The sequence below is a fragment of the Streptomyces sp. ActVer genome, from assembly GCF_027270795.1.
In the GTDB taxonomy this organism is placed as follows: Bacteria; Actinomycetota; Actinomycetes; order Streptomycetales; family Streptomycetaceae; genus Streptomyces; species Streptomyces umbrinus_A.
In genome coordinates this window covers 1-15,719 of sequence record NZ_JAPWHT010000240.1, presented here as the reverse complement: position 1 = coordinate 15,719, position 15,719 = coordinate 1, and the positions used below count along the sequence as shown (strand labels likewise).

Sequence of the window (15,719 nt, the reverse complement as noted above, 5' to 3'; positions counted from 1 at the left end):
GCCAACCTCGCGACCGCGCGCCGCGGCGCGGACGGCACCGTCCAGGTCATCCCGGAGCACCCCGTCTTCCGGTCGCGCGCCAAGCGCGCCGCGGACTGGCGGCTGATCCTGGTCACCGACGTGTCGGGGTCCATGGAGGCCTCGACGGTCTGGGCGGCCCTCACGGCTTCCGTCCTGGCCGGAGTGCCGACGCTCTCCACGCATTTCCTGGCCTTCTCCACGGAGGTCATCGACCTCACCGGCCATGTCGACGACCCGTTGTCGCTGCTCCTTGAGGTCAGCGTGGGCGGCGGCACCCACATCGCCGCGGGGTTGCGCCACGCCCGCGAGCTCGTCACCGTGCCGTCGCGCACCCTCGTCGTGGTCATCAGCGACTTCGAGGAGGGCTATCCCCTCGGTGGTCTGCTCGCCGAGGTCCACAGTCTCGTCGGGGCCGGCTGCCACGTACTCGGCTGCGCGAGCCTGGACGACGCCGGTCGCCCCCGGTACTCGACCGGCGTCGCGGGACAACTCGTCGCCGCGGGCATGCCCGTCGCCGCCCTCAGCCCACTCGAACTCGCCCGCTGGGTAGGGGAGAAAGTCTCTTGAGCCTCGACCTGCCTCCGGTCGCCCCGGCCGTGACCGCCGAACTCGTCCAGGGGCTCACGCCCCGCCTCCGCAAGCGGCTGGACGCCGGCATAACCAAGCTGGCGGGGCGGCCGTCCGTCGTCGACGGCGACACCGTGCGCATCGCCGTCGACGACGACACCCACCTCGAACTGCACGCCCCCGGTGGCACCGTGACCAGCACGGACGCGATCCGTTGCGGCTGCCTGCTGGCACCGGACTGCCTGCACCGCGCGGCCGCGGCCTCGGCGGCTCCGATCGCGGATCCCGACTCCGACCCCGAGTCCGGCTCCGACTCCGACTCCCAGCCCGAGCCCGAGTCGCAGTCGCAGTCGCAGTCGCAGTCGCAGTCGCAGACAGCTTCACCGGCGGATCGTCAGCCTTCCGGCGCGGAAGGGACGGCGTCCGGCTCCGGCGCCGCTGCCGTGCTCCGGGAGCTGCTCGCGCAGTCTCTGGGCGTACCGGCGTCGGCCGTCGACGACGACGCCCCGTTCCTGTCCCTCGGGCTGGACTCACTGGGCGCCGTCGACCTCGTCAAGCGGCTGGAGAGGAAGACGGGACGGCCATGGCCCACGACGCTCTTCTTCGAGTACCGGACCGTGCGCGAGCTGGCCGCGCACCTCGACACGCAGACCGCAGCCGGAGCCAGCGCCGAAGCTGATGCTGATGCTGATGCTGATCCCGTCGAGGCGGGGCGGGACGCTCGCCTCGCCCCGCTTCCGCCCGCGACTGACGACGGCGCACCCTTCGCCCTCACCCCCGTACAACTGGCCCTGTACACCAGCAGCCGGCTGCACCCGGACGTCCCGGCCCGTGGCCATCTGCGCCTGACGATCCGCGGCCCGCTGGACACCCACGTCCTCGGCCGGGCGTTGACAGCTCTGGCCGAGCGGCACGGCATGCTGCGGCTGCGTATCGACGACGCGGGAGCCACGCCGATACAGCGGCTGGCGCCGACGATGCCCCTGCAGACCTGGTACGAGGTGCGCGAGGGGACTGCCCAGAGCGTGGCCGACGTCGAATCGGCCCTGTGCAACCGGCCCTTCGACCTGGCCGTCGAACCGCCGGTACGGGCCGTCGTACTCCGCCAGGAACCGAGCCTCGCGCACCTGATCCTGGTGGTGCATCACGCGGCGGCGGACGGGTACAGCCTCAACGTCCTGGCCGAGGAACTGTGGGCCCTGTACACCTCGCTCTGGCGCGGAGAACGCCCCCAACTGCTCCCGCCGGCACTGGACTTCGCGACGTACGCGGCGGCACGCGTCAACTCCCCCGGTTCCAACAGCCGGGAGGACACGCGGCGTTACTGGGCAGAGCGCCTGGCCGGACGGGGCGAACCGCTGCGGCTGCCGTACGACGGCGATCCCGCCGCTCCCCCGTCCGGCCCGCTCGTGCAACACCACGGCGAACTCGACGCGGCCCTCACCACCGGCCTGGAACGGCTGGCCGCCGCGCACGACGTTTCACTGTTCCACCTGCTGCTCGCGGCGTACGTGCGCTGCCTGGTGCGGTGGACTGGCCGCCGGGACATCGCCGTGAATGTGGCCCGGGCGCGGCGCGAGGACCGGTTCGACGGGGTGGACCGGCTCGTCGGTCCGCTCGCCGACACGCTTCCGCTGCTGTGCGAGGGGGACTCGGAGGAGCCGCTCATGGCACTGGCGGAGAGGCTGCGCCGGACATGGCTGGAGAGCGAGCGGCACGCCGACCTGAGCAGCCTTGACCTGGCCGGGCTGTTGTCCGGCGCCGACGGCGGCCCTCGCACGGCGAGCCCGGCGGGCTTCAGTTTCGCCCGCTTCCCGGCCCGCCTGGCGTCCGACTGCCCGGTGGAAGTACGGGCGACCGCGGCCGGCACCGGCTCGGCCGCGACCCGGCTGAGCCTGCTGTGCTGGGCGGACGGCCCTGTTCTGCGTATGTCGTGGAACTTCCCGCTGCCGCTCTTCGAGCGGGGGACGGTGGCGCGTCTGGACCGGGAGTACCGCGAGGAACTGGCCGCGCTGTGTGCGCCTCCCGCACGGCCTGCGCATTCGGCTGCGCCTGTTACGGTCCTCTCCCCCGCTCCCTCCGTGGCTTCCCTACCGGTCGCCGGACCGGACAACGGCCCGAGCCTGGTCGCCCGGCTGCTCGAACGGTTCCGTGCCACGCCCACGGCAACCGCGGTCGATGCCGGATCCACGACGCTCACCTACGCGGCCGTCGACCACGCGTCGGCTCTGCTCGCCGCGCGCCTGCGGGCCCTCGGCGTGCGTCCGGGCGACCTGGTCGGACTCCTCACCGCGCCGGGCCCGGACACCGTGGTCGGCGTGGTGGGCATCCTGCGGGCGGGTGCCGGCTGGGTTCCGCTGGATGCGGGCCACCCCACGGCACGGTTGGCGGATCAACTGGCCCGCACGGGCGCCACCATCGTGGTGTGCCATGCGTCCACGGCGCCAACTGCCGCCGCTCTCCGGGGCGTTCGGGCCGTGGCCGTGGACGACCTGCCGACCTCACCGACCTCGATGCGTGACGACGCCGTACCGGCGATCGTCCCCGTGTCCCAGGTGGAGGCCGAGGCGATCGCGTACGTCATCTTCACCTCCGGATCCACCGGACGCCCCAAGGCGGTACCCATCACCCACCGGGCGATGGAGAACTACCTCGACTGGGCAGTCGCCACCTTCGGCTACGGCCCCCAGGACCGTCTGGCCCAGACGGCGTCACCCTGCTTCGACGCCTCCGTACGCCAGTTGCTCGCACCCCTCCTGGTCGGCGCCACCGTGGTGAGTGTGCCGCAGGATCTGCGGCGCGACCCCGAGCTGCTGCTCGCGTACGTGGAGCGGGCTCGGATCACCGTATGGAGTTCTGTCCCGACGCTCTGGGAACAACTGCTGTCCGCCGCCGAGGAGCAGGTGCGACGCGGGGCGGGCCGACCGGACCTGTCGGCACTGCGATGGGTGCACGTCGGAGGCGAGGCACTGCCCGCCGCGCACGTACGCAGGTGGTTCGACCTGTTCGGAACCGGCACACGGATCGCCAACCTGTACGGACCCACCGAGGCGACCATCAACGCCACCTGCCATGTCATCGACGTCCGCCCCGATGACGACGTGCAACGCCTGCCGATCGGGCGGCCCGTCGCCGGTACCGAACTGGAGGTGGTCGGCCCCGACGGAACGCCCTGCGGGCCGGGCGAGTTCGGCGAACTGCTCATCGCGGGAGTCGGGTTGACACCCGGTTACCTGGGCGAGCCGGACCTGACGGCCCGAGCGTTCGCCGTCCGCGACGGTCGCCGCTGGTATCACAGCGGGGACCGGGTACGCCGCGGCGAGGACGGCGCGCTGGAGTTCCTGGGCCGAGTCGACGACCAGGTGAAGATCCGTGGGAACCGGGTGGAACCGGAAGAGGTCGAGGCGGCCCTCCAGGCGCACCCCGGCATCGCACGGGCCGCGGTGACCGCGCACGAAGGGCGGTTGCTGGCGTTCGTGACCGTCCGGCGTGGTTCCGGTCGCCCGGACACCCGCGACGTGCGCCAGCACCTGTCGGACATCGTGCCGCCGTACATGATCCCGGCACGCATCACGGTCGTCGACGCACTGCCGCTGACCGGCACCGGCAAGGTCGACCGCCGCGCTCTGTCCGCCCAGGCAACTGCCCCAGCAGACTGTGCGGGCACGGCATCGGCTGCACTGTCGGGGACCGACAGCCGTGGGACTCCCCCGGCGACGCCGACCGAACGGCGACTGGCGGCAATCTGGTCCGAACTGCTGGAGGTCGCCCCGGTCTGCCGGGAGGACGACTTCTTCGACCTCGGCGGCGACTCGATGCTCGTCCTCCAGGTGTTCGCCCGGCTCGGGGAGCAGGAAGGGCCGTTGCCCAGGCCGACCGCGGTCTACCGCCACCGCACTCTCGCCGCGCTCGCGGCGGCAGTGGACACGGCCGCCGGGCAAGCGTGTGGGACGGGGACGGCCGCGAGTTCTCGCCCGACGCGAGAGGACCACACGGCCCCCTTCCCCCTCACGCCGGGCCAGCGCGGATTCCTCCTCGCCGAGGAGCTCTCACCGGGCGGCGGTTCCTGGCTGGCGCGGCTGCGCTTGTCCGGCCCCCTGGACCAGGAGGTCTTCCAGGCCGCGGTGGACCTGTTGGTGGAACGCCACGCGATGCTGCGTACTGTCTTCCCCTCGGGCGCGCGGCCGCCCGTCCAGCAGGAACTGCCGCGCTCGCTGCGGCTACCGGTCGTCTTCGAGACGCTCCGCGACCGCGGTGACGTGGACGAGCGGGCCACCGCCGAGGCCGGTCGCCGCTTCGAGCCATGGACCTGGCCCCTGCTGCGACTCCGCGTGCTCACCCTGGCTCCGCACGAGCACGTCCTCCTCGTACACGCACACCACCTCATCGGCGACGGGTACAGCGCCGCACTGCTCATGCGGGAACTGACGGACGCGTACGACCTGTTGACCGCCGACCGCGCAGCCCAACTGTCCACACCTCGTGCCACCTTCCGCGACCACTGTCTGCTGCTGGCCGAGCCAGGCCCCGAACCCGAAGCGGAAGCCGGAGCCGGAGCGGGGGCCGGCTCAGCGCCGGACGCCGCGGAACGCCGAGCCCGGCTGAGTGCCCCGTACCGGCCCCCGGTTCTGCGCGCACCCGACGACGGCAGCGGCAGTACTGCCAGTGGCTCCCCCGCCTTCCGTTCGGCGGAGTTCGTGCTCGACGCGAGCTGTACGGCAGCGCTGCGCGCACTCGCCGCAGAAGCAGGGGCGACCCTGTACGCGCCCCTGCTGACCGCCTACTACCAGCAGTTGGCGGAGACGACCGGCCAAGCGGACCTGATCCTCGGGCTGGCAGTGAGCGGGCGGGACCGTCCACTGCCCGACGTACACCGGATCTTCGGCCCGTTCGCTGCGGCCATACCGGTGCGGCCGGGCACCGCAGCGGGCCACGAGCCGACGCAAGGCCCCTTCGGCGACACGCTGCGCCGGATCGTCGCCGAGGCCGAGGAGGCACGGACCCACGACGACGTCCTGCCGCGGCACGCCAACGGACTGCCGCTGACATCGCAGTTCTTCTTCACCTTCCTGGACTTCTCCGCGCTGGCCGCGCCCAACGGCGGCACGCTGACGGTGTCGTGGGAGGACGCGGACAGCGCGTTCGCTCCGCCGTCGGCGGCGACGGACGTGTTCATGGCGGTGCGGCCGGACGGGGACGGGCTGCGCGTCACGCTCCGTGGGTCCGCGAGGGCCTTCTCCCCACCCGCGCTCGACGACTTCGCGCACTCGATCCGCACCCGGCTCGCGCGGGCAGCGAGCCCTGAGCCCGTGGTTCGACGGCAGAGGCCTCGGGAGACGATGGACGCGGCGCTGGTCGGATACCTGCCCGCCCCCGACCATCTGGCGCGGCTGGCGGGCCTGCCCGACGGGGCGCTGCCACGCGCCGAGCTGCGCACGATGCTGTTCCCCGACGGCACGCCGCGCCTCCTGGAGACGGTGGAGACGCCGCTGGGCCGATCGGGCTTCGTCTGCGTGCCGCTCTTCGCCGACGAACTCGGCCGGGATCCCGGTCTCGTCCGGCACACCGGCCGCGCGGTGTCGCTGGCGGCTTCGCTCGGCGCGCGCTGCGTCTCACTGGCGGGGATGATCCCGTCGCTGACCGGCTACGGCTTCGACGTGCTGTCCTGCGTCGAGGGGCCGGCGGCTGTGACGACGGGGCACGCGGCAACCGTTGTGTCGGTGGTCAGGACGGTCCAGGCGGCCCTCGACGCCACCGGCCAGAAGCTCGCGGATCTCGATGTCGCGTTCGTGGGGCTGGGTTCGATCGGCTCCTCCTCCCTGGAGCTGCTCCTCTCAGGAGCCAGCCGTCCACCACGGCGGCTCCTGCTGTGCGACGTACTCGGCAGCCGACCACGACTGACGGAACTGGCCCGGAACCTGCGTGAGCGAGGGCTGGCCGACGAGGTCGAGGTGGTGGAGTCCCGGCAGGCACTGCCGGACGCGGTGTACGGGGCGGATCTGCTGGTGACGGCGATCAGCGGCAGCTCCGCGGTCCTGGACGTGGACCGGCTGAGGCCCGGCACCACGGTGATCGACGACTCGTTCCCGCACTGCTTCGACACCGGCCGAGCGCTCTCGCGGATGCGGGACCAGCAGGACGTACTGGTCCTGGGCGGCGGGCTGCTCCACATCGGCCGCACCCGCCGTGAGCCCGCCGAGGGACTGCCCGCCGCAGCAGCGGCCGGCTACCTCGCCCAGCCGTGGATCGAGGACACCCTCGCCTCCTGCCGTACGGAGTCCCTGCTGCACGCCGCCCTGCCGGAACTGCCGCTGGTGCACGGCTTGGTGGACCAGAACGTGGCTCACGCCTACGCCCAGGCCGTGGACCGGGCCGGGGTGACGGCGGCCCCGCTCCACCTGCTCGGGCACGTCGTCGACGCCGACATGGCGGCTCGTGTGCCAGGGAAACCCTGACCGGCAGGGGGGAGGCGGACACCGCTCTGCACGGCCCCTCCCCGTATGAGCCGGTCGAGCGGCCGGGACCGTACCCGCCGGTCAAACGGCCGGGCCCGCCAGAGCTGAAGCTCTCGCGGGCCCGTGCCGAGGAGCGCCTCGGTGGTGTTCTGCTGCTCAGAGACGGCCGCCGCTGAGGCGGGAGAGCGGTCCACGCCGACGCAGACCGGCACGGCGGCCCAGCGTGTAGGAGCAGAGAACCACGGTGGCGGTGCCCGCTCCGGCGCCGACCGCCAGGACCTTCCTGGCCTTCAGGACGGTCCAGGCCATGCCGGCCTTCCCGATCGTCTGCTGGGCGGCCGAGGAGACGGTTCCCTGCACTGTCCTGGCCGCTTCCCTGGCCTTCTCCGACGCCGCTCCGCCGAGACTCACCACGGCTTCCTTGCTGCCGTGGCCTACTGCGGCGGCCGCTTCTCCGGCACTCTCCGCCGCCTGGGCGGCAGCCTGCTGCGACTCCTTCGCCGGCGCCGCGGCGCCTTCGGTCACGGTCTTCTTCGCCGCTCGCGCGCTCGCGGTCGGCGACTGTCCGTTCGTCGTCTTGTTGCTTGCTCCAGCCATGCGCGTCGGGTATCCAGCCCCACGGTCGGCAAACAGCGACCCTCGTCGCACGGACGGCGGCCCTCGTCGCGCACTGCCGATCCCACCGGGCGGCGGCTCCTGCCAACCCGCCGCCCATCCGCCGCCCGCCCGTCGGCGAACCCGGCGATGCGTGCGATCCCTCACAGAATTGCGAAATCACGTCCAAGGCCGTGTTTCGCCCGGCGGATCGCGCCTACCGGTACTACATGGTCCAGTCGATACGCGAGACAGAACGAAAGTACGCCGTCCCTTCGTCCTCCGACACGTCCTGGCTGTCCGATGCCTCCTGGCTGTCCCGGTTGGAGCGTGTCGAAGGTGTCACGGCGGTCGTCGACCGGGGACCCGAGGAGTTGGACGCGGTCTACTACGACACCGCCGACCTTCGTCTGTCCGGTTCGTCGGCCACGCTGCGCCGCAGGACCGGCGGCTCCGACGCCGGGTGGCATCTCAAGCTGCCGTTGCCGGGCGACAGTCGGGAGGAGATCCAGTCGGCTCTGACCGACGCCGACGCCGACGCCGCTACCGCTACCGCTACCGACACGTACGCCGTCCCGGACGCCATGCTCGACCTGACGGTCTCCCGCACGCGCGGGGCAAAGCTGACCCCGGTGGTTCGTATCCGCTCGACTCGCGAGGTGCGGCATCTTGTCGACGCCGAGGGCACGCTCCGTGCCGCGCTGAACATCGACATCGTTCGCGCGGAGTCCCTGCGTGCGGAGGGCAGGCGTACCGCGTGGAACGAGGTGGAGGTGGAGCTGGCCGAGGGCGCCGATCCCGCTCTGCTGGATGCCGTGGACAAAAAGCTGCGCAAGAAGGGCATCGCTCGCGCGCAGTCCCCGTCGAAGCTGGCCCGGGCCCTCGACGAGACGCTCCCCGCCGCCCGAGCCGTCGGCGCTGACCAGTCCGGCGACCTGGACCTGAACCCGGGTTCGGCCGGCGAGCAGGTCCTCACGTACGTGCGCGAACAGATCCGTACCCTCACCGCCCTGGACCCGGCTGTACGACGCGACCGGCCCGACTCGGTGCACAGGATGCGCGTCGCCTGCCGTCGTCTGCGCAGTTGTCTGCGCTCCTACCGATCCGTCCTCGACCGCGATGTCACGGACCCGATCCGGGCCGAACTGAAGTGGCTGGCGGGCGAGTTGGGCGCCGAGCGCGATCAGGAAGTACTGATGGAGCGCCTCACCCACCGGATCCATGTCCTGCCCGAGGAGCTCGTTCTCGGCCCCGTCGTGGCACGGCTGCAGACGTGGAACGTCGCCCGTGGCACCGAGTCCCGTCAGCGCACTCTCGATGCCCTGGGCTCGCGCCGCTACCTGACCCTGCTCGACTCCCTCGCCACGCTGGTGGAACAGCCTCCGCTGCGTGCCAAGGCCCGCAAGAAGGCGGGCCAGGTCATGGCCAGGGCCGTCCTCAAGGAGTACGACCGCCTGGCCGGGCGCATGACCCCCGCTCTGGACCTGTCGCCCGGTCCGAAACGCGACGTGGCGCTGCACGAGGCCCGCAAGGCGGCGAAGAAGGTGCGCTACGCGAGCGAGGTGGCCCGTCCTGCCCTCGGCAAACCGGCCAAGCGTCTGGGCAAGCGGGTCAAGGCTGTGCAGAAGGTCCTCGGCGATCATCAGGACAGCGTGGTCGCCCGCGGCACGATCAGGGATCAGGCCGTGGCGGCCCATGCGGTCGGCGAAGCCGGTTTCACCTGGGGTCTGCTGTACGGCGCGGAGCAGGCCGTCGCCCACGCCAGGGAACAGGAGGTGCCCGCGGTGTGGGCGAGCGCCTCGGCGCCCGCGCTGCGCAAGCGGCTCCGTCGGTGACGGACGGTTCGAGGGATTGCCTACCAGGTGACGGGGAGTTGGGAAACGCCGCAGACCCGGCTTCCGCTGGTCCAGGTGAGTTCCTGGGCGCTGCCCGCGAGCGCGAGGCCGGGGAATTCCCGGATCAACGAGCCGATGGCGACCTGCAGTTCGACGCGCGCGAGGTTGGCGCCCAGACAGAAATGCGGCCCGTGTCCGAAGGTGATGTGCTTGTTGTCGGCACGCCGGACGTCGAACGTGTCCGGGGCCGGGAAGTGCTGGGGATCGAAGTTCGCGGCCACGACCGGGGCAAGAACGCCCTGCCCCTGCCCGACCGTGCCCCCTGACGGGAGCGACACGGTTTCGGTGGCAACGCGCAACAGCCCTCCGTGGCCGGGGACCTCCATGCGGAGGATCTCTTCGACGGCGACGTTCAGGAGCGCCGGATCATCGCGGATCACGGCGAGTTGGTCCGGGTGCCGCAGGAGCGTGAGGATGCCGCGGCCGATGACGTTGCCGGTGGTCTCGTGTCCCGCGATGATCAGCCCTCGGACCATGCGGGCAAGCTCGACTTCGTTGAGCCGGTCGCCCGCGTCGTGGGCGTTGATGAGAGCGTCGAGCAGATCCTCGCCCGGGGCCCGGCGGCGCGCGGCGATCAGGGCGTCGACGTACGCGGCGAACTCCGCGCCGGCTTTGGCACGTTCCGGTGCGTCGGCGGTGCTCGTGGACAGGAACAGGTCCGACCAGCTGCGGAAGTGAGGGCTGTCCTGAGACGGGACGCCGAGAAGTGTGCAGATGATGTCGATCGGCAGCGGGAACGCGAAGGCCGTCATCAGGTCTGTCGGGCGTGACCCGACGCGCATCTCCGCGAGGAGTTCGTCCGCGACGGCCTGGATCCGGGGCCGCCAGGTCTCGGCCCGCCGAGGGGTGAAGGCGGCCTGAACGATGCGCCGCAGCCGCGTGTGCTCGGGCGGGTCCATGTTGACCAGCGCGTTCGGATCGTCGGAGAAGTCGACGGCGGCCAGCATGCGCGGCGCGCCCGCGTAGCGCAGATTGCGGCTGAAACGCAGGTCTCCGAGGACTGCCCGCACGTCGTCGTACGTGGTCGCGAGGAGTGCTTCGTCCCCGCTGGGCAGGACCACCGGGGCCAGCGGGCATGCACTCCGCCTGCTGCTGTAGTCCCGCGGCGGGCTGCCGTGAGGACCCGGCGGGAAGGGGAACGTCGCCCCATCGTGGGATAACTCGTAGTCCGGCACCCTTGAACTCCTCTCTCGACAGAACTCGCTCCGCCATGACTGACGGACCGTCAACTACCTTCGAGAGTCCTCAGGTTCACGGAGATCGTCAAGGCTGAGGCGGTCGACGACGGCGGGGCCGGCCAGACCCGCTCCGGCTAGGCGAACGCGTCCGCTCCTCCTTCCACCCACACGCGCAGACGGGAAGGGCGTTCGGCATCCATGTGCACGGTGTTCGCGGCCACGGCGGTGCGGCGGGCGGCGGCCTCCGGTTCGCCGGTGTTCGTGTTGACGTCGAAGCGGGGGAAGTTGCTGGAGGAGATGTCGAGCCGGATGCGATGGCCGGCGGCGAAGCGGTTCGCCGTGTCGGGGGCGGTGACCTCGATCTCGTACACCTCGCCCGGAGTGAGCAGCTCCGGCCTCTCGTAGGAGCGGTGGAAGCGGCAGCGGACGATGCCGTCGGTGATGTTCATGGCGAAGCCGTGCGGATAGTCGGGGTTGGGCGGGTGGACGTCGATCAGCTTGATGGTGAAGTCGGTGTCCGGGGCCGTGGTGGAGATGTGGAGCCGTGCGGACACCGGTCCGGCCAGCACCACGTCCCGCTGGAGCGGCGGTGTGGTCAGGCTGATCACGTCCGGGCGGGAGTCCAGCGGCAGGTACGGCTCACGCGCCCCGTACACCCGGGCGTCCGGGGCGTTCTGGTCGTACGCCCCGCCGGTCATCACCGGCTCGCCCGAGGTGACCTGGCCTCCCATGGTCGGTACCGGGTGGTGCGGGTCGAAGTCGTAGGTCACCGATGCGGCGGCCGTGGTGGGCGGGTCGAGGGTGAGGGCGCCGTCGGTGGTGAGGTACAGGGCGACGGGGGCCGTCGACGTCGGCGGCCACTGGGTGTCGGTGCGCCACGCTCCGCCGTGCCGCATCCGCCCTGCCGCATCCCGTCGGCCGTCACCGCCGCCCATCAGGAAGTACTGGACGACGGGAAGGTCTCCGCCCTCCGGACTCCCCTCGTCCTCCCGGCCCAGCGCGCGGCCGACCCAGCGGCGGCGTAATTCCAGGTACGACGGGGCGAGGTTGCCGTCCAGTGTCGCCCGCGGTCCGAAGTCCACTTCTCCGGCGTACGTCTCGCAGCGGTGCCCGTGCGTCCACGGGCCCATGACCAGGTGGGAGGGCGCCGACTTCAGTTCCCGCAGGGCGGTGAAGTTCTCGATGGTGGAGCGGACGTAGGGGTCGTACCAGCTGCCCATGTGCAGGCTCGGCGCGTCCGGGAAGCGCCCGTAGAAGCCCCGCCCGTAGAGCGCCGGGTTGCGGTAGAAGTCCCCGAAGGTGTCCTGCCGCCACTGCTCCAGCAGGAAGCCCTCGTACGCCGACAGGTGCCGCAGCGGCGTGCAGCCCGGCCGCCACGGCATCGCACCGAACCAGCCCGGCACGTCCACCCGCAGCAGTGCCTCGCGCAGCACCGGATCAGCCGCCGCCTCCGGGCTCTGCACCGCGTGCCGCAGTGCCCAGGTCACCTGCTTCAGCTCGAAGGCGCCGCCCATCCGCATTCCCGCGTCGTACGCACAGGAGAAGCCGCCCGAGTCCTGGAACATGGCGGCGAGCCCCTGCGCCCCCTCAGCGGCCGCGGCCGCCTGGACGTGGGCGGAGTAGGACACCCCCGTCATCACGACCCTGCCGTCGCACCACGGCTGGTTCCTGAGCCAGGCGATCGTGTCCGCCCCGTCCGGGCCCTCGCCCAGGTACTTCACGAACGTTCCCTCGGAGTCGCCGCGGCCCCGGCAGTCCTGCCGCACGACGTGGTAGCGGGCTTCGGTGAAGTGCCGGGCGATGTCCTCGGGCTGCGGGACGGGCGCGTCGCTGCGGTCCTGGTCCGAACCGCGCTGCGTGCGCCGGCCGTACGGCGTGCGCTCCAGGAGCACGGGAAGCGCGGTCGCCTCCGGCTCGGGTGAGGCGGAGTACAGGTCGGCGGCGAGATGGACGCCGTCCCGCATGGGGACACGCAGGGTGCGGCGCCACAGGGCCCCGTCCTGGAGGGGTTCGGGCGGGCAGGCGTGGGGGGTGTCGTACGAGATCACCTCCGTGACGCTAGGCAGTTGCCCACGTCATGGCGATCACTTGACGTCATGAGGTCAACTGTTCCGCAGGACGGTGACGGGACCGGACGCGGGACCTACTGTGCAGCGCAACCCGGCAAACACCCCGCGTGCCGTCGCGACGGATCGTGCGCGGCCCTGGGTCCCCGTTTCCCACACAGCGCCCGCGACGCGGTCGCGTCGTGCCCTCGTTCCACCGTCCTCACAGGAGTCCGCCATGAGCACACCCGACAGCCGCACCCAGGAGGTGCAGGCCGACGAGCCCGACGAGGGGGGCCGTGGCTCCCGCCTCCTCGACCTGGTCGAGCGTGCCGGAAACGCGCTGCCGCACCCGTTCTGGCTGTTCTGGATCCTGGGCGGGGTGGTCGCCCTCGTCAGCTGGGCCCTGAACGTCTCCGGCCTGCGGGTCGAGGACCCCTCCTCGGGTGACCTGGTCGGCGTGCGCAGCGCCCTGTCGGCGGACGCCGTACGGGATCTGATCACCGGCGCCGAGGAATCCTTCGTCACCTTCGGCCCGCTCGGCACCGTGCTCATGGTGATGCTCGGCGTCGCGGTCGCCGAGCGGTCGGGACTCTTCGAGGCGCTTGCCCGCCGCATGCTGTCGGGCCTGTCCCCGCGCGCCGTCGTCCTGGGCGTGGCCCTGGGCGGCGTACTGGGGAAGTTCCTGTCCGACTCCGCGTACGTGGTCCTCATCCCGCTCGGGGCGGTGGCTTTCCGCGCCGTGGGCCGCTCCCCCATGCTCGGCATGATCGTCGCGTTCGTCTCCATCAACGCCGCGGGTGACGCCAACCCGCTGATCGCCCCCGGTGACGCGCTGTTCGCCTCCGTGGCCACCGAGGCCGCGCAGCTCGTCGACAAGGACGTGGTGGTCCGCGCGACGGACAACATGTACTTCACCACCGTCTCGGCGTTCGTGCTGGCCGGCACGATCGCCCTGGTCGTGGACAAGGTCCTCGCCAAGCGCGAGCACCACCTGCTCCCCGACGCGGACCTGGAGGCCGCCGCGGCACAGCAGGTCGTCGCCGCCGAGGTCGACGACGCCACCGAGGTACGGGCCCTGCGGACGACCGGTCTTGCCGTGCTCGGCTACGCCGCGCTGATCGTGCTCGCGATGCTGCCCGCCTCGTCGCCGCTCCGCGGCGAGGGCGGCGCGATCGTGGAGTCCACCTTCATGAACGCCATCGCCGCCTTCCTCACCGTCTTCTTCCTGCTCATCGGCGCGGTGTACGGGCGGCTCACCGGGCGGATCAGGGGAAGCCGCGCGATACCGGAGTTCATGGCGGAGGGAGTGCGTTCCATCGCTCCGCTGCTGGTGCTCTTCTTCGCCGTGTCCCAGTTCCTCGCCCTGTTCAAGTGGACCAACATCGCCACGGTCGTCGCGGTCGAAGGCGCGGACTTCCTGGAACGGTTGGGCGCGCCCACTCTGGTGCTGTTCTCCCTGCTGATCCTCACGGTCGCGCTGATGAACCTCCTCATCACCTCCGGCTCCGCCCTGTGGGCCCTGGTGGCCCCGGCACTGGTACCGATGCTGATGCTGCTCGGCACCAGCCCGGCCACCACCATGGCTCTGTACCGCATCGCCGATTCCTGCACGAACTCCATCACCCCGATGAGCACCTCGTTCATGCTCTGTGTCGGCTATCTGCAGACCCTTCGCCGCAAGGCCGGCATCGGCACCCTGGTCTCCTTCACCCTGCCCGTCGCCATGATCATGCTGGTGGTGTGGGTGCTGCTGTTCTTCGTCTGGTATCTGCTGGGCATCCCGCTCGGTCCGGGCGCGCCGGTGCGGTGACCTCGGCCGTACGCTGACGGCGTGAGCATCGTTCTCGACCTCGGAGGGCTCGGCCCCGCGGACCTCGCGGCAGGGCCCTCCCCGCTGTCGGAGCTGATGGCGGGCCTGCACGTGCTCGCCGAACCCGAGCACCATCCGGAGGCCACCGGCTGGGCGTCCCGCGCCGTCGCCTCGGCACCCGGACTGCGCGACGAGTTGTCCACGTTCGCGCCTCTGTGGGCCCGCTTCCGCTGCCGCCTGTTCTTCCCCCGTGCGTTGCCGCTCGCGGCGAGCCTGGACGAGGAGCTGGCGGCGATCGCGGCACTGCGGGCCGAGGACTTCCTCGAACTGGTGGCGCCCGGAGTCCTCGGCACCAACGCGCAGGCCGTGCCGCCGGTTCGCGAGTTGCGCGCCGGCACCGCCGCCGCGGAGGACTACGCACGCAGCTGTCAGCGCCGCTCCTACGCCCGCGGTGAGCTGGCGCGACAGTTGGTGGCGGCACCGCTCGATCTGCGGGACCGGCTGCTGGCGGTGCTGCGGGCCGCGGACACCGCGTTCTTCGCCGACGACTGGCGCATCCTGCGCCCGGCCCTGGAGGAGCACGCCCGGGAGGTACGTCGCCGACTGGCGTCCCGCTCCCCCGCGGATGTGCTCACCGAACTGCTGCCGACCGCGGCCCGGGTCGGACCGGGGGAACGGGTACGGCTGGACAAACTGCAGATCGACGAGGTGAAGGTGGCCCCGCGCCCCCTCGTCCTCGTGCCGTCCGCCCGGGTGTGGCCGCATCTGACCGTCAAGCACCAACACCCGTCGTGCGTGGTGGTGCAGTACGCGGCGCGCGGCACCACCCCGACCGCGGAGCTGACCGTACGGGATCTGCATCAGCGGCTGATGGCGCTCACCTCGCCCGCGCGGATGGAGCTGTGCCGCCATCTGCTGGGCGAGCCCATCACCACCTCGGAGCTCGCCGCCCGACTCGGCTCCAGCGAACCGCAGGTCTCGCGCGCCCTGCGGACCCTGCGCGACGCGGGCCTGGTGCGCTCCACCCGGGACGGCAAACTGGTGCGCCACCGGCTCGCCACGGACGTCATCCAGCGACTGGGCCACGACGTCCTGGCGACCGTGGCGCGGTGAACCCGGTCGTCCGCGAAGGCTGCGCGGTGCCGGGTGGC

The 15,719-nt window shown here is 71.7% G+C and carries 8 protein-coding genes; 5 read left to right on the top strand and 3 right to left on the bottom strand.

Features of this window, described 5'->3' with window-relative positions:
• On the top strand, positions 1-588 hold a 588-nt coding region (locus O3Q52_RS31955), incomplete at its 5' end, for a VWA domain-containing protein (RefSeq protein ID WP_269652166.1).
• Positions 585-7,043, top strand: coding sequence for an amino acid adenylation domain-containing protein (locus O3Q52_RS31950; RefSeq protein ID WP_332112966.1), 6,459 nt, complete (start codon positions 585-587; stop codon positions 7,041-7,043). The genes O3Q52_RS31955 and O3Q52_RS31950, both read left to right, overlap by 4 nt.
• A gap of 156 nt (positions 7,044-7,199) precedes the next feature.
• Here the strand turns inward: O3Q52_RS31950 and O3Q52_RS31945 are convergent, their stop codons facing one another.
• Positions 7,200-7,640, bottom strand: coding sequence for a hypothetical protein (locus O3Q52_RS31945; protein WP_269652165.1), 441 nt, complete (start codon positions 7,638-7,640; stop codon positions 7,200-7,202).
• A 227-nt stretch (positions 7,641-7,867) separates the two neighbouring features.
• Here O3Q52_RS31945 and O3Q52_RS31940 point away from each other — a divergent pair, with 227 nt between their 5' ends.
• A complete protein-coding gene (locus tag O3Q52_RS31940) occupies positions 7,868-9,472 on the top strand; it encodes a CYTH and CHAD domain-containing protein (protein WP_269652164.1) in 1,605 nt (534 codons plus the stop codon).
• A 20-nt stretch (positions 9,473-9,492) separates the two neighbouring features.
• On the opposite strand, the gene O3Q52_RS31935 is transcribed toward O3Q52_RS31940, so the two are convergent.
• Positions 9,493-10,593, bottom strand: coding sequence for a cytochrome P450 (locus O3Q52_RS31935; protein ID WP_269652163.1), 1,101 nt, complete (start codon positions 10,591-10,593; stop codon positions 9,493-9,495).
• Positions 10,594-10,844: 251 nt separating this feature from the next.
• Positions 10,845-12,758, bottom strand: a complete 1,914-nt coding sequence (locus tag O3Q52_RS31930) for a CocE/NonD family hydrolase (RefSeq protein ID WP_269652162.1) — start codon at positions 12,756-12,758, stop codon at positions 10,845-10,847.
• Between the two features lie 235 nt (positions 12,759-12,993).
• Here O3Q52_RS31930 and O3Q52_RS31925 point away from each other — a divergent pair, with 235 nt between their 5' ends.
• Both O3Q52_RS31925 and O3Q52_RS31920 read left to right on the top strand, forming a co-directional pair.
• Positions 12,994-14,568: an AbgT family transporter gene (locus O3Q52_RS31925; RefSeq protein WP_269652161.1), complete on the top strand. Its 1,575-nt coding sequence runs from the start codon at positions 12,994-12,996 to the stop codon at positions 14,566-14,568.
• 21 nt (positions 14,569-14,589) lie between these two features.
• Positions 14,590-15,681 carry a DUF5937 family protein gene (locus O3Q52_RS31920; RefSeq protein WP_269652160.1) on the top strand — a complete coding sequence of 364 codons (1,092 nt, stop codon included), beginning with the start codon at positions 14,590-14,592 and terminating at the stop codon, positions 15,679-15,681.
• The last annotated feature ends 38 nt before the right edge of the window (positions 15,682-15,719 follow it).